At 65.9% G+C, this 20,629-nt stretch carries 20 protein-coding genes; 12 read left to right on the forward strand and 8 right to left on the reverse strand.

What is annotated here, in order from left to right:
- Positions 1-21: 21 nt before the first annotated feature.
- From ACQPZ2_RS24040 to ACQPZ2_RS24075, 8 genes are all read left to right on the forward strand, one after another.
- Complete coding sequence (locus tag ACQPZ2_RS24040) at positions 22-1,008, forward strand: AAA family ATPase (protein ID WP_433527506.1); 987 nt, start codon at positions 22-24, stop codon at positions 1,006-1,008.
- Positions 992-1,948 carry a DUF4129 domain-containing protein gene (locus ACQPZ2_RS24045; RefSeq protein ID WP_433520516.1) on the forward strand — a complete coding sequence of 319 codons (957 nt, stop codon included), beginning with the start codon at positions 992-994 and terminating at the stop codon, positions 1,946-1,948. The genes ACQPZ2_RS24040 and ACQPZ2_RS24045 overlap by 17 nt, the downstream gene beginning before the upstream one ends.
- Positions 1,945-2,430, forward strand: a complete 486-nt coding sequence (locus tag ACQPZ2_RS24050) for a hypothetical protein (RefSeq protein WP_433520517.1) — start codon at positions 1,945-1,947, stop codon at positions 2,428-2,430. Before ACQPZ2_RS24045 ends, ACQPZ2_RS24050 begins: the two co-directional genes overlap by 4 nt.
- 29 nt (positions 2,431-2,459) lie before the next feature.
- Positions 2,460-3,707, forward strand: a complete 1,248-nt coding sequence (locus ACQPZ2_RS24055; protein ID WP_433520518.1) for a DUF58 domain-containing protein — start codon at positions 2,460-2,462, stop codon at positions 3,705-3,707.
- Entirely contained in the window at positions 3,704-4,084 is a 381-nt protein-coding gene (locus tag ACQPZ2_RS24060; protein WP_433520519.1) for a hypothetical protein, read from the forward strand. Before ACQPZ2_RS24055 ends, ACQPZ2_RS24060 begins: the two co-directional genes overlap by 4 nt.
- A 177-nt stretch (positions 4,085-4,261) precedes the next feature.
- Complete coding sequence (locus ACQPZ2_RS24065; protein WP_433520520.1) at positions 4,262-5,314, forward strand: NAD-dependent epimerase/dehydratase family protein; 1,053 nt, start codon at positions 4,262-4,264, stop codon at positions 5,312-5,314.
- Positions 5,315-5,379: 65 nt separating this feature from the next.
- Positions 5,380-6,054, forward strand: a complete 675-nt coding sequence (locus ACQPZ2_RS24070; protein ID WP_433520521.1) for a winged helix-turn-helix transcriptional regulator — start codon at positions 5,380-5,382, stop codon at positions 6,052-6,054.
- Positions 6,055-6,424: 370 nt separating this feature from the next.
- Positions 6,425-7,231, forward strand: coding sequence for an AfsR/SARP family transcriptional regulator (locus ACQPZ2_RS24075; protein WP_433520522.1), 807 nt, complete (start codon positions 6,425-6,427; stop codon positions 7,229-7,231).
- Between the two features lies 1 nt (position 7,232).
- On the opposite strand, the gene ACQPZ2_RS24080 is transcribed toward ACQPZ2_RS24075, so the two are convergent.
- From ACQPZ2_RS24080 to ACQPZ2_RS24095, 4 genes are all read right to left on the reverse strand, one after another.
- Positions 7,233-7,640 carry a histone-like nucleoid-structuring protein Lsr2 gene (locus ACQPZ2_RS24080; protein ID WP_433520523.1) on the reverse strand — a complete coding sequence of 136 codons (408 nt, stop codon included), beginning with the start codon at positions 7,638-7,640 and terminating at the stop codon, positions 7,233-7,235.
- Between the two features lie 211 nt (positions 7,641-7,851).
- Complete coding sequence (locus tag ACQPZ2_RS24085) at positions 7,852-9,627, reverse strand: NAD(P)/FAD-dependent oxidoreductase (protein ID WP_433520524.1); 1,776 nt, start codon at positions 9,625-9,627, stop codon at positions 7,852-7,854.
- Positions 9,624-11,084, reverse strand: a complete 1,461-nt coding sequence (locus tag ACQPZ2_RS24090) for an FAD-dependent oxidoreductase (RefSeq protein WP_433520525.1) — start codon at positions 11,082-11,084, stop codon at positions 9,624-9,626. Before ACQPZ2_RS24090 ends, ACQPZ2_RS24085 begins: the two co-directional genes overlap by 4 nt.
- Positions 11,084-12,088 carry an AurF N-oxygenase family protein gene (locus ACQPZ2_RS24095; protein ID WP_433527507.1) on the reverse strand — a complete coding sequence of 335 codons (1,005 nt, stop codon included), beginning with the start codon at positions 12,086-12,088 and terminating at the stop codon, positions 11,084-11,086. The genes ACQPZ2_RS24090 and ACQPZ2_RS24095 overlap by 1 nt, the downstream gene beginning before the upstream one ends.
- A 228-nt stretch (positions 12,089-12,316) precedes the next feature.
- Here ACQPZ2_RS24095 and ACQPZ2_RS24100 point away from each other — a divergent pair, with 228 nt between their 5' ends.
- Positions 12,317-12,580, forward strand: a complete 264-nt coding sequence (locus ACQPZ2_RS24100; RefSeq protein ID WP_063042338.1) for a helix-turn-helix domain-containing protein — start codon at positions 12,317-12,319, stop codon at positions 12,578-12,580.
- Position 12,581: 1 nt separating this feature from the next.
- Here ACQPZ2_RS24100 and ACQPZ2_RS24105 read toward each other — a convergent pair whose 3' ends face one another.
- From ACQPZ2_RS24105 to ACQPZ2_RS24120, 4 genes are all read right to left on the reverse strand, one after another.
- The gene (locus tag ACQPZ2_RS24105) at positions 12,582-12,959 is read right to left on the reverse strand and encodes a PPOX class F420-dependent oxidoreductase (protein ID WP_433520526.1); all 378 of its coding nucleotides are present in this window, start codon (positions 12,957-12,959) and stop codon (positions 12,582-12,584) included.
- Between the two features lie 111 nt (positions 12,960-13,070).
- Positions 13,071-14,237, reverse strand: a complete 1,167-nt coding sequence (locus ACQPZ2_RS24110; protein WP_433520527.1) for an epoxide hydrolase family protein — start codon at positions 14,235-14,237, stop codon at positions 13,071-13,073.
- Positions 14,238-14,375: 138 nt separating this feature from the next.
- Positions 14,376-15,038 (reverse strand): response regulator, encoded by a 663-nt coding sequence (locus ACQPZ2_RS24115; protein WP_433520528.1) that lies wholly within the window; start codon positions 15,036-15,038, stop codon positions 14,376-14,378.
- Complete coding sequence (locus tag ACQPZ2_RS24120; protein WP_433520529.1) at positions 15,035-16,831, reverse strand: sensor histidine kinase; 1,797 nt, start codon at positions 16,829-16,831, stop codon at positions 15,035-15,037. The genes ACQPZ2_RS24115 and ACQPZ2_RS24120 overlap by 4 nt, the downstream gene beginning before the upstream one ends.
- Before the next feature lie 290 nt (positions 16,832-17,121).
- Here ACQPZ2_RS24120 and ACQPZ2_RS24125 point away from each other — a divergent pair, with 290 nt between their 5' ends.
- The 3 genes from ACQPZ2_RS24125 (at position 17,122) to ACQPZ2_RS24135 (ending at position 20,582) form a co-directional block, all read left to right on the forward strand.
- Complete coding sequence (locus ACQPZ2_RS24125) at positions 17,122-17,679, forward strand: hypothetical protein (protein ID WP_433520530.1); 558 nt, start codon at positions 17,122-17,124, stop codon at positions 17,677-17,679.
- 224 nt (positions 17,680-17,903) lie between these two features.
- Positions 17,904-18,730 (forward strand): IS5 family transposase gene (locus ACQPZ2_RS24130; RefSeq protein ID WP_433520531.1). Its coding sequence is split into 2 segments (ribosomal slippage): positions 17,904-18,251 and positions 18,254-18,730, totalling 825 coding nucleotides; the frame shifts between segments, so codons are not numbered across the junction.
- An 877-nt stretch (positions 18,731-19,607) separates the two neighbouring features.
- Entirely contained in the window at positions 19,608-20,582 is a 975-nt protein-coding gene (locus ACQPZ2_RS24135; RefSeq protein ID WP_433520532.1) for a helix-turn-helix transcriptional regulator, read from the forward strand.
- The last annotated feature ends 47 nt before the right edge of the window (positions 20,583-20,629 follow it).

Genomic DNA, 20,629 nt, shown 5'->3' on the forward strand with positions numbered 1-20,629 from the left:
AACTCGGTGAACTCCGACGAAATGGCCTCGTGCGCGGAGCTCGCGCAGTGGGTGCAGGCAGAGGTGAACCGCGTGGTCGTCGGCAAGCCGCAACCGGTGCGGATGGTGCTGGCCGCCATCATGGCCGGCGGCCATGTGCTGATCGACGACCTGCCCGGGCTGGGCAAGACCCTGCTCGCCCGCTCGTTCGCGACCGTGCTGGGACTCGAGACGAAACGTGTCCAGTTCACGCCGGACCTGCTGCCCGCGGACCTGATGGGCTCGGCGATCTACAACATGAGCACCGGGGGCTTCGACTACCGGCCGGGACCGATCGTCACAAACCTCCTGATCGCCGACGAGATCAACCGGACGCCCCCCAAGACGCAGTCGGCGTTGCTCGAGGCGATGGCCGAGGGGCAGGTCAGCATCGACGGCACCACCCGGGCGCTGCCCACGCCGTTCATCGTGTTCGCCACCGAGAATCCGATCGAACATGAAGGGACCTATGCGCTACCGGAAGCCCAGCTGGACCGCTTCGCGATCCGCCTCGCGCTGGGCTATCTGAGCGCAGGGGACGAGAAGGCCCTGCTGCGACGACGATTGGACCTGACCGCGCACGAACCGGTGGCGCGCCAGGTGCTCGGTGCCGGGCAGCTGCTGCGACTGCGGCGTGCGGTCCACGCCGTCACCGTCCACGACGACATTCTCGAATACATTGTGGCGCTGGTACGCGCCACGCGAACGCACCTGCAGGTGGAGGTGGGTGCCAGCCCGCGCGGCGAGCTAGATCTGCTCCAGCTCGCCCGGGCACATGCCTTGCTGCAGGCACGCGATTTCGTGATGCCCGAGGATGTGAAGGCACTCGCGGCCGCCGTGCTGGCCCATCGCATCACGCTGCGACCGGAGGTGTGGGTGCGCCGGATCCGCGGGGAGAACATCGTCGCGGATGTGCTCGGCCGAACTCCCGTGCCACGCATCGGCGCGTTCGCTCACAACGGTCGGGAGGTCGGTGAGCTTGCCGGATAGCGATTTCGACGGTGGCGTCGACCGGCGGATCGCGCGGTCGGTGTTCGGGATCGTGGCCGTCGTCGTCACCGTGGTCGCCTTGCACGGCTACCTGCCGGGCGTCGCCGGTCACTCACCGACGAGATCGCCGACGGAACGGCAATCCGTGGTGCCGTTGGTCGCGATTGCTGGCGTCTCGGTGTGCATCGTGGTCGTCTCGGTTCTGTCGTTTCTGCGCCGGTCGGCGGGCGGTGCAGGACAGTCGGCCGAGCGGGTACTCGGCGACCAGCGCCGCCGCCGGGTATCGGGGCGGGAGCTGGTGATCCTCGCCGTCCTGTTCGCGGTCATGGCTGGACCCGCCGTCGCGGTGAGCTGGTTGATTCCGCGGCCGTCGGCGGACCATCCTGCCCGGCCCGCCGACGCGGGTGCACAGCAGGCGACCGCAACGAACCCGGCACAGCCCAGCAGTACGCTGATCCCATTGGACGACAACCAATTCCGCGTCCTCAGCATTGCGGGAGGGGCGGCGATACTGGCGGCGGTGTCCGCCGTCGGTGCGGTCATCGTGCGGGCCGTCCGTCGCCGCGCCGCAGTGGCCGCCCCGGTGCCCGACACGGCTACCGTGCGGACGGCGCTGGCCCGCGCCGTCTCCGCAGCGGTCCACGAAACGGCTGCGCCCCAACGAGATCCGCGCGCCACGATCATCTCGTGTTATCGCGCGATGGAGGCGGAGTTCGCCGCCGTTCCCGGGTTGTCGCCCGCGCTCGCCGACACCCCGTCCGATGTGCTGGGGCGCGCGGTCGAACTCGGCGTCGTCGCGCACCACACCGCTGCCCGCCTGGTCGCCCTGTTCGCCGAGGCCCGCTACAGCGCTCATCCGATGGGTGAGCGGGATCGGATCGAGGCCGCGGCACTGCTGCGCGCCGTGCTGGCCGGACTGAAAGAGGAGTCGGCACAATGACCTTCGATCGCGGCGTCTTCGTCGCAGTGCTCGCTGTCGCCGGTGTCGAACTCGCGGCGGTGGCTGTCGACCGGCGCCTGCTCGCTGTCGTGTCCGGGATCGCGCTCGCGACGATCGTGGTGGCCTTCGCGACACTGTCGGTGCGGGCATCGGGCGACGCGGTGACACCACCGGTGGAATCCCCGGGCGCCGAGACCGTGACGCGCTGGCGCGCACGGACCTCGGTCCTGCTGCAATATGCCGACGGGTCGCGCGGCGAGTGGGACCGGCAGGTCAGACCGCTGCTGGCGCGGGAATTCCTGCTGGCGATCGGATCTTCCGGGACGGGCGGGAACGCCTTCAGCGAGGCCGGACGGGACCTCTTCGGCCCCGAGTTGTGGCGGTGGGTCGACCCGTCCGCGGCCATGGTCACCGCGGACAGCGCCCCCGGCCCGGGGCGCGCGGCGCTCGGTGAAATTCTCGAACGGATGGCTCGGCTGTGACCGCGGTACGAGATCGCAACCTCCCACCCGTGGGGTCGTCCTACCATCCGACCGCGCTCGCCGTCGCGCTGGCAACCTGTTCGGGGCTGGTTCTCGCGCTGGCGGTTTCGCTGACCGAACCGCAGCTGGTGGTCTTCGCGGCGCCGATGCTCGGCATGGTGTCGCTGGGCTGGCGCACGCCAACCGAACGGATCCGGGTCACGGCGGCCGGGGCCGAACCAGGACGCGCCGCGCAGGTGCGCTGCATCGAAACCGACACCGTCGCAGTCCATCTCGTCTTCGCGATCGCGCCACGCGGCGCAGTGCACATGGCACACCCGCCGGATGTCGAGGGACTGGAGATAGAGATCCGAGCACAGACATCCACCTCCCTGACACTGCGGATCACCGCCCGGCGCTGGGGGCGGTATTCGATCCCTGTCGAGTTCTTCGCGGTCGTCGGCGGTGGGCTCATCCGCCTCCGATCCCGGCACCACGTCGCAGAGCTGGTGGTGCACCCGCTGGTAGTCCCGGGCACCGTGCTGGTGTCCGGCACAGCACGCGCCCGGCGAATCGGACGGCACGATTCCCGGTTGCGTGGTTCGGGCCAGGAATTCGCGGGCATTCGCGCCTTCACGCCGGGAGACACACTGCGGGCGGTCAATTGGCCTGCGACCGCACGGCGGGCGAGCCTGCATACCACCGAGCGCTGTCTGCAACTCGCCAATGATGTCGCGGTGCTCTTCGACGAGTCGATGTCCACGACCGGCGCGCACCCCGAAGCCCTGGATCGGGCCGTGCGCGCCACCGCCGAACTCGCCTGGTCCGCCTTGGGCGACGGCGACCGGGTCGGGCTGGTATGCACCGGCGCCGCGGCCCGGTGGGTGCCGACGCGCGGTGGGCGGCGCCAGTTCTACGGCCTCGTCGACGCGCTGCTCGATCCCGACGACGGTCCGGCGATCCGGTTCACCGGCAGCGTGCCACCGCCGGCGGCGGTGCCCGCAGGTACGACGATCGTGGCGTTCTCCACGCTGCTGGAGAGCGGATTCGCCTTGTCGCTCATCGAATTACGCAAGCGCGGGTATCGAGTCGTGGTCGTTGACGTCCTGTCGGCCACCCCGTTCCGTGACGACCCGGATCCGTTGGTGGCGCGCCTGTGGTCGTTCGAGCGCGCGGCCCTGCACCGCGCCATGGGCATCGCCGGTGTCGAGGTCCTCGGCTGGGGCGGATCGGAGCGACTCGCGGAGGTAATCCATGCCCTGCCGCAGCGATCCGAGGCACCGCGGAGGTCACGGTGATCGGCGTCGTGGCGCTCGCCGTGACGGCGGTCCTCACGCTCGCCGGTCTGCGCGATGTCCGCGCCGCGTGCGCCGCGGTAGCGGTTGCGGCCGTCACGCTGGTGCTGCTCGACGCCTCCCCCGCGTCGTTCGCCCTCGCCGGTCTCGGCGCCACGGTGTATCTCGTTGGCACACAGATGAAATGGACTCCCGCGTCGATCCGGGAGATCGGTGCGGGTGCAGCCGGAGCCGCCGCGTTCAGCGCGATCGCCCTGCTGGCCGATGTCGGGGCCGTACACCTGCCGTGGATACCTGTCATCGCGCCCGTGGCCGCCCTCGTCGTGATCGTCGTACCTCTGCACGCCATCCGGTCGGCCACATCTGCGCGCGATCGGTGACACTCCCGTTCCCTCGTCTGCGAGCCGACCGTCCGGATCAGCGTCGATGCCGCGCGCCCACCTGTCTCGACCTCGTTGCCAAGCCGCGCAACACGTGACATACTTTGAGTATGTAGGCGACCTACGGTCGGTCTGTATCGAGCTGGGACGGCTTTCTATCGCGAGAGTGAGGAGCGAATGATGATGGGAACTGTGCTCGTTGTCGGCGCGGACGGAGTACTCGGCTCCACTGTCGCAACGACTTTCGCTCAGCTCGGATGGCAGGTACTGCGCGGCAGCCGACGCCCGGCCGGCGCTCCGGGTACGGTGCGGATCGACCTCACTCGCCCGGAGACGTTGCACGACACCGCATCCCGAGCCGACCTGATCGTCAACACCGTTCCCGACCACGACCTCACGGTCGAACGCTGGGTCCTCGACCACGGCGGCCGAGTCCTCAATCTGGCGACGATCCCCACGAGCGCGGCACGCCGACTGCGCGTGCGCGCGGCCCAGCAACGCGCATACGGCACCGTCGTCCTGAACGCGGGCCTCTCCCCCGGCGTGACGAATCTGGTCATCGCTCACCTGCTCGGCGAGTACCCCGACGCCGACACGATCGAATTCGTCATGTGCTTGCCCGCCACGGGAATGAGCGGCCGCGCCGGGGTCGCGTTCGTGCACGAGAATCTCACCACCATCGGACGGCACGGCGTCTACAACCGCCGCTCGCCCCGGCACGACACCGCGTCGATCGACCTTCCCGAACCCATCGGCCGCAAGCGGTGTTTCGGATTCGCGGAGCGGGAACGGGCGTGGCTGCTGGACACCTCGGCCGGCCGGGTCGTGCGCACGTACGCGTATCTGGACCGGCAGCGCCTGCACAGCACCGTGGTCGCGCTCAATCCGCTGGGCCTGCTGTCCGAGGTTCCGATGGCGCCGTTTCTGATCGGCCGCCGCACCCCGCCCGCCCAGCCGAGTGCCGAACCCATCATGCATTGGATGTCGGTGAAACACCGCGACATTCGGCTCGCCACCAGGACTGTCGAATGCCGCGGCGGCTACGCCCACGCCGCCGCCGCTGCCGCGGTATTCGGCGAAGAACTCCTGCACTGCGTCGAGGGAGCCGGGTCCGCCGGCTGCTTCGGCTTGGAGGAGGTCTTCGCCCTGCGCCAGGTGCAGGGGCTGCTCGAGACGGTGGGAATCCGGGTCGTCGACGAGCGATCTTCCGCAGCGCTGCAACGGGCCTGACCCCTACTGAAACGGCGCTGAAGCGACCGCCCGCCGGTTTACGGCGGCGTCGCTAGACTGGCTCGGTGGCTCGACGCACCTACAACCAATTCTGCGGTCTCGCAAGAGGTCTCGATATCGTCGGGGAACGCTGGACGTTGCTCATCGTGCGCGAGCTGATGGCCGGGCCGAAGCGCTACATCGATCTCTCGGATGCGCTCGACGGGATCGGCTCGAGCTTACTCGCGGCGCGGCTGCGGCAACTGGAAGAGGACGGGGTCGTCCGCCACCGGAAACTGCCGCCACCGGCCGCCGCGGTGGTCTACGAACTGACCGAGTCGGGCAACGAGCTGGCCGAGGCACTGATTCCGTTGGCGCTGTGGGGAATGCGGCGTCTGTTCGCGCCCGGACCCGAGGACGCCTACAAGGCCGAGTGGACGCTGGTCGTCCTTGCCCGGTTCATCGACGCGAGCGCGGTCGACGCGGCCTATACCTACCATTTCCGCCTCGGCGACTCCTCGGCGTTGCTGTCGATCCGGAACGGGAAGGCCGAGGTGACCGCCGGTCCGCTCGGGCCGGTCGATGCGACGCTCATCTCCGATTCGGCTACCATCAGCGACCTGAGCGCTGGGCGCCTCGCCCTCGACGAGGCGATCGCCACCGGACGAATCACCCTCCAGGGCGATGTGGCAGCGCTGGTCGTACTGCGGGGAATACTGCCGCAGCGCATCCCCGACCGAATTCGAATTGTTTCCGATTGATATCCGGACAAGTACGCAGATATGACGAATATCCGCATCGAATTCGCACTTGTCGGACATTTTACCCATCGATTGACACGCACATACCCCGATGATAGCCTGACGATAGTCGACTATAGCGACCCATCGAACACAATCGACGATTATTCGAATCGGCGAAGGCTCGGCAGTAATAGCAATAGTCGATCGATCACAAAGCAGGACCGGGGGGAGAGCAAAGCGTAATATTCTGGCGGCCACGTTCGGGTCGAGAACTATTCTCAGTCTTCGGCATACTCGCCGAAAATCTCACGAACGCCGCGGAATCCGCGCATTGCTCGGGACAGTGTCGTCTACCTGGTGCGGCCCACCGAGACGGAAAGATGAACATATGTCCAGAATAGAGTTTCGGGTTCTCGGCCCGATACGATCGGTCGTCGACGATGTCGAGGCCACGCTCCCCGGCCGGAAGTTGCAGGCCATCCTCGCGGTCCTCGCGCTGCGCGCCGGTGATGAGGTGCGACGCGACGAGCTGATCGAAGAGCTCGATCTGCTGGCCTCCACCGGCAACGCCTCGAACACCCTGCACGCACACATGACGCGCCTGCGACGCTGGCTCAACAGCCAAAGTGCCGGCGCCGCAAGCACAATGCTCGAATCAACCCCGTCGGGATACCGGCTCGGCGTCTCCCCTTCGGCGGTCGACGCGCACCGGTTCCTCACTCAGGTGGAGCACGCGGTGACCCTGGGTCCCGCCGCCCCGTCCAGCACGGTCACAGTACTCGAGGAAGCCCTGGACCTGTGGCACGATCACGACCTGCTCGGTGTGCTGGACGGACCGCTGGCCGCGGCGGCCGCCGATGAACTGCACCGGGCTCGGCGAACCGCCCGTGAATTGCTGCTCGATGCGTGGATCGCGCTCGGCCACGACCACCGGGTGATCGGGAACGCGAAGCGCTTCATCGACGATGACCCGCTCAACGAACAGATGCGACTACAGCTGATCACCGCGCTTCGCCGGGTCGGTCGTCATACCGAGGCCATCGAGGCGTACAAGCTGGCCGAACAGGTACTGCGCGACGAATTGGGTGTCCGGCCGGGCAGCGGACTACGCACGGCGTTCGAGTATGCGCTCGGCGGCCCCGTCCTTGCCCGCGAAGATTTCTACGAGAGTTCGTTGCGCGCATCGGGTTTCTGAACTAGCCGGCCTCGCGTTGGCGCGCCAGATCATCCTCGTGCTCGCCACCACCGGTCACGAGATGCGCGTCGGCGAACGCGGTGAGAATGCGCACGGGGATTCGCCCGCGGGCCGCCACCCGGTACCCCTGCCCGACGGCCCATTCCCGGATGATGTTCAACTCCTCACGAGAGCGCGTCCCGCATTCGACCGACACCCTCCGCAACCGCCGGTCCTGCCCATCGTCCGCCCGCTGCGCGGCATGTATCCACTTTCCGAGGTCGTGGCGCAACTTCTCCGCATTGTCCGGTCGTAGCTCGATCCGATAATTCACGCCATCCAAACCGAATGACACGGACTCGACGTTTCCGTCGGAAACGATTCCGCCGTCGTAATCATCGGTTATCTGGACAACAAGCTTCCGAGCCATTGAACTGCTTCTCCTCCCGGGCACGGTAAGAGCCGTCCAACGATCGTGACATAACTTTCAGAACAATAAAAGACGTATTCTGAAGTTCGGCCGAATCAGGTCACGCCGCACCGGCGACAGCATGTTTTCCCCCGGTCCATATGTACTGGACAGGCGAACGGTCCTGACCTCGATGCCCGGCATCGCAGTCAGGACCGCATCCGACACCCGCTCAGGAAGTCAGCTCCCCCTGCCGGATATCTCCACCGACCGTGCGCCAGTCGCGATTCCGAATGAAGAACAGGTCGCGCGTCGCCTGGTAGACCGTCGATCCACTCTGTTCCAGCTGTCCACGGAAGTAGCCGAGCGACATCTTCGCCACGGCGATGTACCCGCTCGTGAAGTACTGTCCCCGCACGTGGTCGGGACTGAGGTATTTGCCCCAGAACAGGACCTGCGACATCGGCACCAGCGTCAACGACGGTGCCGGGCAACGGGATTCGGGATCGAGCATCTTCCACACCGGCGGGGAGAGCCGACTGTCGCGAATGGCGGCGTAGATCCGCTCGCATGCTTCGTCGACGCCGATTTCCTTGTCGCGGTACTCCTGCATCGCGACCGACGCCGCGCGGAACATCTCCGCGCACGGCGGGTAGTCGATGCCCTGGACTCCTCGATACGGTGCCCGCTCCAGCGCATCGAATGCGGTTGCGCTCCGGTGTTTGTCGAAGGCGAAGATGGACCCCATGAGGCCGTTGATGCCATACGCCGAGGTGATCGCCCAGACCCGGAACCAGGCATTCCACAACTCGAAGCTGTCGAACGACGAGTAGGAGCAGCTGACGAGGTCGTCGTAGAAGGCGAACGACTTCTTGATCCAGGTCTCCAGATACTCGAACGACTCCACGGCGAAGTCGTCGGTGCGGACCGCGCGGATCAGGCGGTGGCCCAGTGCGTTCAACGCCATGAAGGTCACCGAAAGACCGCTCGAGAACAGCGGATCGATGAAATCCGACGCATGCGGCAGCAGGCACCAGCGCTCGCCGACGATCTTCGTCGATTGGAACTGATTCCGCGTCGACGCTGTGTACGGATGCACGGCGGTGGCGTTGCGCATCTGCTCGGCGAAGGTCGGGAATCTGCGCACGTGACGCCAGAATTCCTCCTCCGCCGACTCGTCGCCCTTCGGATACTGGTTCAAGTCCAGGCTGATTCCGACGCTGCACAGCAGGTTGGTCGAGGTCTTGTGATTGTCGAACGGGATGACCCAGGCCCAGCCGCCTTTGAACAGATGATGCAGCGTTCCCTGCGCGAAGGGACTCGGCATCTTGTGCTCACGGGAGGGAACCAACCGATCGAACGGCTCGACGCCGACGAAGTGGTTGAAGATTGTGCGGGTGGCCGTCCGATAGCTCGGTTCTTCCACACGCAGGTTCAATCGCTGCCCGAGGATGCTCTTCATCCCACCGGCATCGACGAGGAAGCGGGCACGGAACTCGCCGCGATCGGCGGTCGACACGGTCACCCCGTCCGCATCGAATTCGACGTCGGTCACATAGGTTCGATTCAGCCCGTCGGCACCGTAGGACAACGCCACCTGATAGGCGTACGCGTCGACGTCCTGGCGGAAGAAGTGCACATCCGGTCCCAGCGGTGCGCCGAAAGTCGGGTTCATCGTGCACTCGGCCGGATTGAACGGCACGCCTTCGGTGTGGTGCGCGAAGCCGAGGTTGCGCTTGACTCCGCACGCTGAGCTCACATGCCTGCGCAACGGGCCGTGCGAGGCCAGGTTGCTCAGCTCGGGCACGTCGTATCGCAGTGCGAGCGCGCGCAGGAAGAGGATGGTCTCGGGAACGGTCGACTCGCCGATGGCGAAACGCGGGTGGCCGCCGCCTTCGAGCATGATGACGCGCACTCCGTGTCGCGCGAGAACAGCCGCCAGGGCGGCTCCGCCGATGCCGCCACCGACGATGGCGACATCGTGGACACGACTGTCGTTGGTACTCATACGGTTAACTCCCTTGCTGCTCCGGTCAACTTCCCCGCGTTGTAGTCGTCGATCAGCGCTCGCACGGTCTCTTGAGCGCAGGTCTTGTTGGTTCCGATGAATCCGGTCGGTCCCCGTTTGATCCAGCCGACGACGTAGGTGCCGGTGACGATGCGACGGTGGGCCGGATCCACCACTCGGCCGTGCTCGTTGGGAACGACACCGGCGGCGTGGTCGAACGGGACTCCCGCGACCGAGCGGCCATGATGGCCGATAGCCGTGAGGATCAGGCCCGCGGAGATCGACTCGACCTGCTCGGCTGCCGTGGGTCCGGTGCGGCGGAACTCGACGTGCGAGATCTGGCCGGTGTGAGTGATACGTGTCGGAGACAGATGGTGGCGCAATACGATTCGGCGCGGCCGGTCACCACGGGATGGCTCACTGCGCGCCGACACCTCACGCAACAGCTCCACACGCGCATCCGGGTGCTGCTCGCGGGCCAGCTCCTCTGCCGCAACGACGAAGTCGACCTCGGAATTCGATTGCAGACCAATGAGTTCCGGCAATGTGTACGCGGCATCGGCCGGTCCGCGCCGCCCGACGACCACCACCTCCTCGACACCGCTGCGCCGTAGCGTGTCCAACGCGTACGGGGAGATCGATGTCGAGGCCAGCCGCTGCGGATCGGTGACCAGGATGCGCGCGACGTCGAGCGCGACATTGCCGTTGCCGATGATGACGACCCGGGGGTGCCACAGGTCGAAGACCCGGTTCTTCAGCGCTGGATGCCCGTTGTACCAGGCCGCGAAATCGGGCGCGGAGGCGACACCGGCCGATGCGCCGCCCGGGATGTCGAGCCGTCGCCCGACCGCGCCGACGGCGTAGACGACCGCGTCGTAGGCCGCGGCCAGATCCGCATAGGTGCGGTCCCGGCCGATCTCGACGCCACACAGCACGCGCACGCGCGGATCGTCGCGGATGCGGTCGAACAGCCGCAGGATCTTCCGCACTTCGCGATGGTCGGGGGCCACGCCGAAACGGGCGAGCCCGTACGGTGCGTCGAGTCGCTCGAACAGATCGACCCGCACATCCGCAACGGTGAGAAGCTCTTCCGCCGTATACATTCCGGCCGGGCCGGACCCGACGATCGCGACACGCAACGGCGCGTGCCGTGTGCTCACGGTCAACGGCGGTACGAAGGGTGCGAGCAGTGGGCGTGAGCGCGGCTTCCGATAGAACTCCGCGTTCACCGAAAGGAACACCTGTTGGCTGTCGTCGAGTTCGGTGTGCGGTTTGATCGCACCGACCGGACACGCCGCGACACAGGCCCCGCAGTCCACGCAGGCCGCCGGGTCGATGTACAGCATCTCGGCCGTGTGGTAGTCGGCTTCGTCCGGAGTGGGATGAATGCAGTTCACCGGGCACGCGTAGACGCACGAAGCATCGTTGCAGCACGACTCCGTCACCACATGAGACATCAGGCCACGCTGCGAGCGACACGGTACGGCTCACCCCGGTAGCGCGCGGCAAACCCGTCGATGCGCAGCAGTTTCCAGACCAGCCGGGTGAACGGGTTCATCAGCCCGAGCCCCTCCACCAGCGTGCGTACATCGTCGAAGTAGCTTCGCATCAGCTCACGGGCGTGCGGACCATGCCAGAACGCTTCCCGCATCACTTCTTTCGGAATACCGAACTGCTTGGCGAACGATCGCGGGGGCGTCATGATCTGCCCCGCCAGCCAGCGCATGAACAGCGGGAACAGCAGCCCGATCCAGGCCCGCCCGAGCGGTCCCTTCTGCGCCAGCTGCACGCGCAGGAACTGATGCGCGAAGGAGATGTGCCGCGCTTCCTCGGCGACGTGAATCTCCATGGTCCTGACCAGTGCCGGGGGTAACCGGCGGTCACGCCCCTCCCGGATCAGCGCCTTCTGTCGCCGATCGTTGGGGTCCTCACCGGCCACGATCCCGATGAACAGCACCGTATGCCAGTACCCGCCGAGCACACCGACGTACGGCGACAGCATCCGAAGCAGCGGCCGCATACCCGGAACGTCGGCGCCGATCCGATTGATCAGCTCCTGAAACATCTGGATGTGGTTGCACTCTTCGGTGAGCTCGTGCAGGCAATACCGGAACTCCGGCGTCTGGTTCGGCAGCTTGATCGCGTACTGCATGAGGCCCCGCACCAGCATGCTCTCGAACGCCAGCCCCACCTTGAGCGTGTTGGCTTCTCGCCACCGTCCGATCTCGATCTGCCGCGCGAGCGGCAGATCCCGGTACCACTGCGTGCCCCCCAACGGGTCCTCCACCGCCGACAACACCCACCGCGGGTCGTCGGGCTCGACCGCGAACTCCGGTGAGTCCCAATCGATATCGAGATATGGATCGAACCTTCGATGCACCGAAGCATTCGACAGGGTCTTCAGCGTGTCCTGATACTCCGCATCGAACACACCGGTATTGATAGAAGTCGGTCGCACCATCGAGATGTCCTCCGTCCCGAACAGTCTGCTGCGAATCCCCGATCGCACGACCGAGGAAACCTTCGCCAAGACTGCCCGCCGACGATGAAATCTCTCTGACGACACCGATGCTGCACCGTCGGCGGATTTCAGGGATGCACAGCGCCGCTCGCGGAGTCGCTCGGCAACCTCGCGCACCCGACCCCGCGGTAGCTTGCGGTATTTAAATACCGTCCATAGTATGGACACATGGTCCGACTTCCGCTGACTCCCGCCCAGGTCGAGGCCGGTCGCCGTCTCGGAGCCCGGCTGCGGGCCGCCCGCGCCGATCGCGATCCGGCTCGGATCGCCCAGGCAGCCGGAATTTCACCGGAGACGCTGCGCAAGATCGAGACCGGGCGGCTGCCGACGCCCGCATTCGGCACGATCGTGTCATTGGCGGCTGCGCTGGAAATTCCGCTGCAGGAACTCGCCGATACCTGGCGCTCGGCGGGCCTCGCGGAATCGGCCTGACCTACGCCGGTGTAATCGCGATCCCGATGGATCCGTCCGCGCCCTTGAACAGCTTGTGCAGACGGATCAGCACGGTGCCGATGATCCCGTATTTGCGCGAGACGAGATCGCGCACTCGCTGCGTTCCCCCGGCATCCAGCAACTCCGCCTTGCCAGCGACCTTCTCCTCGCTCTTCGGGCGGCCACGACCGTCGCATATCTGCAGGGTCACCGCCGGATTGCGGCGAATCCGCTTGACCTTCCAGGTCTTCGAATTGGTCCACACCACGATCCGCTCACCGTCCGGAGCCACCCATACGGGGGCGCCGACCGGCGTGCCGTCCTTCTTGTAAGTGGTCAGCAGCGCGAAACTGCTCGTGCTCACTTCGTTCCAAGTCATACCTGAAGCGGTAGGCCGGGGCGACAGCCGCGACATCCGTATGCGGACAGACTCGCGCGTACGCCTGACGACGTAATGGGGCGAGCCGAAGCCCGCCCCCATTTCACCTGATCAGCCGCGATAGGCGCGGAAGAACGTACGGATATCGTCCACGAGGAGTTGCGGCTGCTCCAGCGCGGCGAAATGACCGCCCTCAGCGTATTCGCTGAAGTGCTCGATATACCCGCCCGGATTCATCACCCGGCGCATCAGTGGATCGGTATTGAATACCGCCCACCCTTGCGGCACACCCGACGGCGCCACCCAGTCCATACCGGAATGTGCTGTCTCCCAGAGGAATTGCGCGGCCGAAGCGCCACTGCGGGTGAACCAGTAGATGCTGATATTGGTCAGCAGCAGGTCGCGGTCCACCGCCTCGCCGGTTGCGCGGGACGGATCGGTCCAGACCTGGAACTTCTCCGCGATCCACGCCAGTTGCGCGATCGGCGAATCGGTCAATGCGGCGGCAATGGCGTTGGGCTGGGTGGACTGCAGGACCAGATAACCCTTCTGCTGATTCCATCTGGCCTGCGCGGCCTGGATGGCGGCCAGTTCGTCCTCGGTCAAACCCTCGGGCATCGGCAGCTGCTCGCCCACCAAACCGAGTGAGCCCCGGTCACTGTTCACATGCGTCGCGATGACCCGCTCCGGATGCGTGGCGGCCAGGCGCCCGGTCACACCCGCACCGATATCACCGCCCTGAGCGACGAACTTCTCGTAGCCGAGCCGAGCCATGAGCTCGGCGAAAGCCTCGGTGGTGCGCGCCAGTTCCCATCCGGTCGATGCGAGCGGCGTGGAGAACCCGAAGCCCGGCAGCGACGGAATCACGACATGGAACGCATCCGCCGGATCCCCACCGTGCGCACGCGGATCGCTCAACGGCCCGATCAGCTCGAGGAACTCCACGACCGAACTCGGGTACCCGTGCGTGATCAGCAGCGGCACCGCGTCCGGCTCGGGCGACCGCACATGGAAGAAATGCACGGTCTGCCCATCGATCTCGGTCGTGAACTGGTCATACGCATTGAGCTTGGCCTCCTGCGCCCGCCAATCGAACCCGTCGCGCCAATACTGGGCCAGCTCCCGCAGATAATCCGGCGCAATGCCACGGCCCCAATCGGATTCGGTGCCTGGCACCGAACGAGGCAACCGCGCGCTCGCGAGCCGCGCGCGCAACTCGTCGAGCTCGGCCTGCGGAATGTCGATCCGGAAGGGGCGAATATCTCCTGTGTTCGTCATGAGAACCACTCTCGACCCCATTGCGGAAGACCTCCTTCCGCAATGGCACGATTCGACTGAAAATCTCCAGTAGCCTTCGCTATCCATCAATTCCGGCCATCCGGACACCGGCAGCCCACAGAGTGCCGCAGCCATCCCTCAGCTGTGCTGTGCGTCGAGGTGGGTCAGCACCGCAAGGACGCGGCGGTGGTTCTCAGGTTCGGGTGCGAGGCCGAGTTTGACGAAGATGGCGCCGACGTGAGTTTCGACGGTGCGTTCGGTAAGGAACAGTCCGGCGGCAATGGCTCGATTGGATCGGCCCTGTGCCATGAGGGCGAGCACTTCACGTTCACGGAGGGTCAATGCGTCGATCGGCTGGCGTACCCGATGCGGTCGCGCGAGAATTCGGTCGATCAGCGTGGGATCGATCGCTGTCCCGCCGCGCGCCACTCGGTGCAAGGCCTCTACGAATTCGCCGATATGGGCGACGCGATCCTTGAGGAGGTAGCCCAGCCCCGCGGCGCCGGACGCTAGCAGGGTGTTGAGGTGTTCGGTTTCGATGTATTGCGAGAGCAGCACGACCGCGGTCGACGGATGCTCGGCGCGGATGGTCGCGGCGGCCTCGATGCCTTCGACGGTGTGAGTGGGCGGCATCCGGATGTCGATGACGGCGACGTCGGGGACGTGGGCCGCGACGATGTGGAGAAGCGTGTCGGGATCGGCGGCTTGACCGACGACATTGATCGCCTCGTCCGTGAGCAACCGGGCGATTCCAGCTCTGAGCAATGGGGAGTCCTCGGCCAGAACGACTTTCAGCGTCACGACCTCTCACCTACCTGCCACGGAAGGGTGACCTCGATGGTGGTCCCCGCATCGGCAGGGCTGTCCAGTTCGAGGTGGCCGTCAAGCGCCGATATCCGGTCGTACAGGCCCGCGAGCCCACCACCCGGTGTGGGCGTCGCGCCGCCTCGGCCGTCGTCCGAGATGATCATTCGGAGCTCGTCGTTGTGTCCGTCGAGACTGATTCGGACGAGCGTGGCGTGGGCGTGCTTCGTCGCGTTGGTGACGGCCTCGGCGGCGGTGTAATACGCGGCCAGTTCGGCTTCGCGGTCGGGCCGACCGTCGAGCGTTCCGGTGATCTCGACCGGGACCTGGGCGCGCTCGGCAAGTGAGGTCAGCGCCGCACCGAGGCCTCGTTCGGACAAGACGGGCGGATAGCAGCCGCGGGCCAGCTCGCGCAATTCCGCGAGGGCGGAGTCGATTTCGTCGGCACATTGTGTGAGCAGGCCGCGGCTGGTCTGCTCGTCGGCGGCACGCTTCGCCCGGCCGAGCATGATCGATGCGGCGACCAGACGCTGCTGCGCCCCGTCGTGTAGGTCGCGCTCGAACCGGCGCCGCTGTTCATCGCCAGCGGTCACGATGCGCTGGCGCGACCTCCTGACTTCGTCGAGCCGGTTGCGCAACTCGTCGTCCATCCGCTGGTGATTCAGCGCGAGCTCGGCGGCGCCGCGCACCGCGGCCAGCAACTCCGACTGTGCCTGCAACGACTCGTCGTGGACGAGAACTCCCGCGGGTGTGCCGTCTCGTTCGAACACCGTGACGGCTCGCCCGACCGCCGTAATCCGCGGATCCCGGCGATTGCCGTCGTGATCGACGTAGCGGCGTTCGTGGTGCGAATAGGTCCACAGTTCAAGGGAAGGGTCGTGCAGTGCCCGCCGCAACGCCGCGACGAACCCCTCGTCGAGCGAAGCGCTGCCGATTTCCACCATCGCATCGGCGAGGGCGACGCGTGCGACGTGATAGCGCGCGACACCGACCGCGATCGCCAACGGCAGGACAGCGGTTGTCGGATAGCGCAGGTCGAGCAGCCATCCGGTCTGCGATCCGGGGAACCGGATCGCGCTGGCGAGAATCGCGATCGTCACCGGCACGGCGACCAGACAAGCAAACCCGAGAGGCGCGAACCCGGCTCGATAGGCGGGCGATCGCGTACGCAACCGGATGAGGACGACGACCACCAGCACGAGTCCGGCCCCACCGGCGAGCGCACCCACCACCATCTGCACGATCTCGGCCAGCGCCGGGTTGTGCCGAATCAGCAGCAGATGCACCGATGTCGACCGCGACTCGAGTGCGACGGCGCGGGGGTCGAAGAAGATCCACTCACCGGCGACGCCGACTGTCGCGAGCACCCAGCAGCTGCCGACAAACCCACGTTCCCACCGATAGCGCAGTCGGCCGGACGGAAATCCCAGCATCAGCTGAATCAGGACCGGCAGATACAGATTCGTGAGAATGATCGCCGCGGTGAAGACGGCCGGTTCACCGGAGCGGCGCAGCCCGCCCGCCAACCAGAGCAATCCCGCAGCGACGACGAGTCGGCCGGTCAAATCGGAAGGTCTTCTGCGCCATGCGATCACACCCGTCCCGACGAACGCTGTGCCCGCGGCGAGAAACAACACCAGTTCAGTGACTTCGAATACCGGAGGATTCGGACCCGCCCCCGCGACAAACGCCTCGCGAGGGCCGAGCAGCAGGGCGCGCGCCGGATCGCGCCGCGCAGGCGTAGACCAGTCGGTCGCCGCCGTTACCGCCCCGATTAACAGCGCCGCCATGCACAGCACCGATATCGAAATCCGACGGTTCATCGAACTGGCCGGACGGCCTGCCATCATCGGCCTCCTCCGCGGTGTGCAGGTATAGCACGAACGAATACGTCCGCACTATTGATATCGGCGCGAAAGCTCGAATCGATGCAGCCACGGGCATAAATTCCGTGCAGCCACGGATCCGAGTTCCCGTGTTCGCACCGACGCGCATCACCACTCGGGCGACATACGGTTTTCCTGTAATCAACCGCAACTTCCGGAGCGGCTCCGGAAGGAGAATTCGAGGAAACAATCCCATGGCGAACGTATATGTGGACGAGATGAAATGTGTCGACGAAACCGGCTCCGGCATCGACGAGTGGGGTTCGGACGACGTGTATCTGCTGTTGTTCCGTGGCCGGATTCCGACCGGGGCTGCCGTGCAGTCGTCGACGGAGTTCACGGTCACCGGTCCCGGAGGATTCTGGGATGTGATGGACGACGGTGACCGGCGCAGCCGTGACGTTTTGGTAGCGACCTTCGACCCCGAGTCGCTCTATGTCGTCCAGCTCATCGAAAAGGACGATGGGCGGGACGTGGCAGGCGATGTGACGGGAGCGTACCGGACCGGATTGAATCTGGCGTGGACCGCCGCCCTCGCTCGCACCATCGGGCAATCGGCCAGTCAGCGCAGACCCGTTCTCGCCCAGGCGATCTCGGACTCGCTGCGTGGACTGAACGAGGTCTTCATGGAATTCCCGAAAGGCAACGACGACGAGATCGGCCGCCCGCAGGCACTGCCGACGAAACAACCGGCCGTACTGGAGTTCAAGGGGGCAAGTGGCCTGTACCGGACCACTTTCAAGGTCGTGTAGTTCCGCTACAGCACCGGCGCAGACCGCGACGGGCACTGCTGCCCCTGCCGCGAAAGTGGCAGGGGCAGCAGCAGGCCTCCGCCTCGCGCGCCGGGTCTGGTCAAGTATGGCCAGGAAAGCGCTCGACGCAGGACGAACGGCCCTGGCCCGACGAGAGAGACCGACGTCCGCCGCAGCTAAGAGCGTGTCTCACGTGGATCTGGGTCTGATCCTGTGATCATGTTGTGGTGGACGAACTTTCGCGGCGCCTGGTGCCGGATGAGTTGTGGGCGTTGACTGAACCGCTGATTCCGCGGTTCGAGGCGCGCCCGCAGGGTGGGGGTACCGCGCCGATGGATGATCGGGCGGTGTTCACCGCGATAGTGTTCGTGCTGACCAGCGGATGCGCTTGGCGGTATCTGCCACCGTCGTTCGGGGTCACGGTGCCCACCGCGCATCGCCGGTTCACGGCGTGGACCGAGGCCGGTCTGTGGCGGCGCCTGCATCGGGCGGTCCTCGACGAACTGGGCAGCCAAGGCTTGATCGACTGGTCACGCGCGGTCCTGGACGGGGCATCGGTCAGGGCGAAAAAAGGGGATCCATGACCGGCCCGAACCCCGTCGACCGGGGCAAGGCCGGCTCGAAGATCCACGTGATGTCCGACCGTGCCGGCCTGCCGCTGTCGGTGGCGATATCGGCCGCCAACACCAACGACGCCGACGCGCTCAAACCTCTCGTCAAAGCCGTCCCCGCGATCAAGTCCCGACGCGGACCGCGGCGACGCAAACCCACCAAACTGCACGCCGACAAGGCATACGACCATGTCGAACTACGAAAATGGGTGCGAGACAGGGGAATTACCGTCCGCATCGCTCGCAAGGGCATCGAATCCAGCAAGAAACTCGGCCGCCACCGTTGGGTCATCGAACGGTCGATCGCCTGGCTGTTCGGCTACCACCGGCTCTCGATCCGATACGACCGCAAGGCCACCCACTACCTCGGCTTCCTCACCCTCGCCGCCACACTGACCTGCTACAAGAAACTCGCGAAAGCCGGGAAAACAGCGACGTGAGACACGCTCTAAGGCGATAGTTATGGGCAATAGGCACTGATGGATTCGCATACGCTGTCTGATTCCACAGCTGGTCACAAGCGCTCATCGAGCCGTGAGTAGAAATTTGTGCCGCATCCGGACACCTCTTGAAAAGGAATTGCTCGCATGGTTTACGTATCGGCCACCTCGGGGGTCTGAACCAATTCTTCCGGAATAGCTGGTCGCGCTGCCGCCCGGCAACAGCGGCGCCAGCCATCTGAGCCTGCTGATCGGTTTGCGCCGATACCAAGCCGTGCCGCCCGAAATGAACAGCGGATCACTGACAATCCGAGCTGTAATTGTGGGTCGAAGTTCATCCTGAACGGTGGCCATGCGGTCCGAACCGCCTCGATCTCCAGTGGTCTGATGCGGCGCATCAGGTCGATTACGCGAACGTTGGCCCGTCGCCCGGATTCAGGATGGCTCCCATCTCATGGTCGACCGCAGATCCGGCGAAATCACGAGTAGCCGAGTACGCGAACATTGCGCAAATTCAGCTCCGCTACTCATATCCGCCTCGCTGACGACAAAGCCGAGTACAGCTCCCCGCCATGGAATGACACCGGCACTATCGCCGTTGCCGCCCTCGGCGACCTGCTCACCGGAGGTACCGATCCGAGATGGTCGTCGTCTCCGCAATCCGTGTTGCGATCGGATTGGTCGTCCTCGTGGTCGACACTCGTCTCGGCCGAGTTCACGGGTCCGAAACTCGCAGGGACGTGGCTGGCGTTGTTCGAGGGCGCGTGTTCTGGGGCGGGCACTGGAATCGGGTCGATGAGATGCGGGTCCGTCGGCGGACCCGATACCTCGACGAACGCGGAAGGCTTTGTTCCGCGATTGCTGGGATCATCGACCCATGTTGGAGACGTCGGCGCGGTTGTTGCGGTTGTTGTCGTTGCTGCAGATGCATCGGGATTGGACCGGGCCTGCGTTGGCTGAGCGGCTCGGGGTTTCGACGCGGACTATTCGTACGGATATCGAGCGGTTGCGCAGGCTCGGGTATCCGGTGGATGCGACGCCGGGGGTCGCGGGCGGGTATCGGCTGGGGGCCGGATCTTCGCTGCCGCCATTGCTTTTGGATGACGAGGAGGCCGTGGCGGTGGCGGTGGGGTTGGCGACGGCGGCCAATGGGGCGGTGACCGGGATCGAGGAGACTTCGGTGCGGGCGCTGGCCAAGCTGGAGCAGATGCTGCCATCGCGGCTGCGGCACCGGGTGCGTGCGCTGACCGCCGCCACCGTGCATGTGCCGCATCCGGGTCGGACGAATGTCGATGCGGGGGTGCTGACCGCCGTCGCCGCCGCGATCCGGGCGAGCGAGCGGCTGCGGTTCGATTACGAAACCCATTCGGACGCAATCGAGCAACGATCGCCGTTGCGGCGTGAGGTGGAACCGCATCGGCTCGCGCACTGGAACGGCCGCTGGTATCTCGTGGCGTGGGATGTCGTGCGCGCGGACTGGCGCACGTTCCGGGTCGACCGGATGACGCCGCGGACACCGAACGGTGCGCGCTTCACCCCGCGCAGCGTTCCGGAAACCGAAGTGGCCGAACGGATACAGCGCGGGGTCGGTGCGGCAACGTGGCGCTACCGGGCCAGGGTGCGGGTCGCGGCTCCGGCTAACGCTGTGCGTACGCGGCTGCCCGCCGCTGTGACTATCGAATCCGATGGCCCGAACCACTGTGTGATCCAGGTCGGTTCGGACACACCCCATTCGTTGACGCTGTATCTCGGACTGCTCGATGTCGATTTCGAAGTCCTGGACGCTCCGGAGCTCGCCGCGCACCTCCGGGCAACTGCCGAACGGTTTCGGAAAGCGGCGGGCGAGAATTGAAATGCGATGTGTCCTGAATTTCGATGAGCGGCAATCCCGGTCGGGCG

The organism is Nocardia pseudovaccinii (assembly GCF_050942345.1).
GTDB lineage: Bacteria > Actinomycetota > Actinomycetes > Mycobacteriales > Mycobacteriaceae > Nocardia > Nocardia pseudovaccinii.

What these genes read in the sequence shown, in the direction of transcription:
- ACQPZ2_RS24040 (WP_433527506.1), top strand. Translation starts at nt 22, where the DNA reads ATGGCCTCGTGCGCGGAGCTCGCGCAGTGGGTGCAGGCAGAGGTGAAC.
- ACQPZ2_RS24050 (WP_433520517.1), top strand. Translation starts at nt 1,945, where the DNA reads ATGACCTTCGATCGCGGCGTCTTCGTCGCAGTGCTCGCTGTCGCCGGT.
- ACQPZ2_RS24065 (WP_433520520.1), top strand. Translation starts at nt 4,262, where the DNA reads ATGATGATGGGAACTGTGCTCGTTGTCGGCGCGGACGGAGTACTCGGC.
- ACQPZ2_RS24075 (WP_433520522.1), top strand. Translation starts at nt 6,425, where the DNA reads ATGTCCAGAATAGAGTTTCGGGTTCTCGGCCCGATACGATCGGTCGTC.
- ACQPZ2_RS24080 (WP_433520523.1), bottom strand. Translation starts at nt 7,640, where the DNA reads ATGGCTCGGAAGCTTGTTGTCCAGATAACCGATGATTACGACGGCGGA.
- ACQPZ2_RS24085 (WP_433520524.1), bottom strand. Translation starts at nt 9,627, where the DNA reads ATGAGTACCAACGACAGTCGTGTCCACGATGTCGCCATCGTCGGTGGC.
- ACQPZ2_RS24090 (WP_433520525.1), bottom strand. Translation starts at nt 11,084, where the DNA reads ATGTCTCATGTGGTGACGGAGTCGTGCTGCAACGATGCTTCGTGCGTC.
- ACQPZ2_RS24095 (WP_433527507.1), bottom strand. Translation starts at nt 12,088, where the DNA reads ATGGTGCGACCGACTTCTATCAATACCGGTGTGTTCGATGCGGAGTAT.
- ACQPZ2_RS24100 (WP_063042338.1), top strand. Translation starts at nt 12,317, where the DNA reads ATGGTCCGACTTCCGCTGACTCCCGCCCAGGTCGAGGCCGGTCGCCGT.
- ACQPZ2_RS24105 (WP_433520526.1), bottom strand. Translation starts at nt 12,959, where the DNA reads ATGACTTGGAACGAAGTGAGCACGAGCAGTTTCGCGCTGCTGACCACT.
- ACQPZ2_RS24110 (WP_433520527.1), bottom strand. Translation starts at nt 14,237, where the DNA reads ATGACGAACACAGGAGATATTCGCCCCTTCCGGATCGACATTCCGCAG.
- ACQPZ2_RS24120 (WP_433520529.1), bottom strand. Translation starts at nt 16,831, where the DNA reads ATGGCGGCGCTGTTAATCGGGGCGGTAACGGCGGCGACCGACTGGTCT.
- ACQPZ2_RS24125 (WP_433520530.1), top strand. Translation starts at nt 17,122, where the DNA reads ATGGCGAACGTATATGTGGACGAGATGAAATGTGTCGACGAAACCGGC.
- ACQPZ2_RS24135 (WP_433520532.1), top strand. Translation starts at nt 19,608, where the DNA reads ATGTTGGAGACGTCGGCGCGGTTGTTGCGGTTGTTGTCGTTGCTGCAG.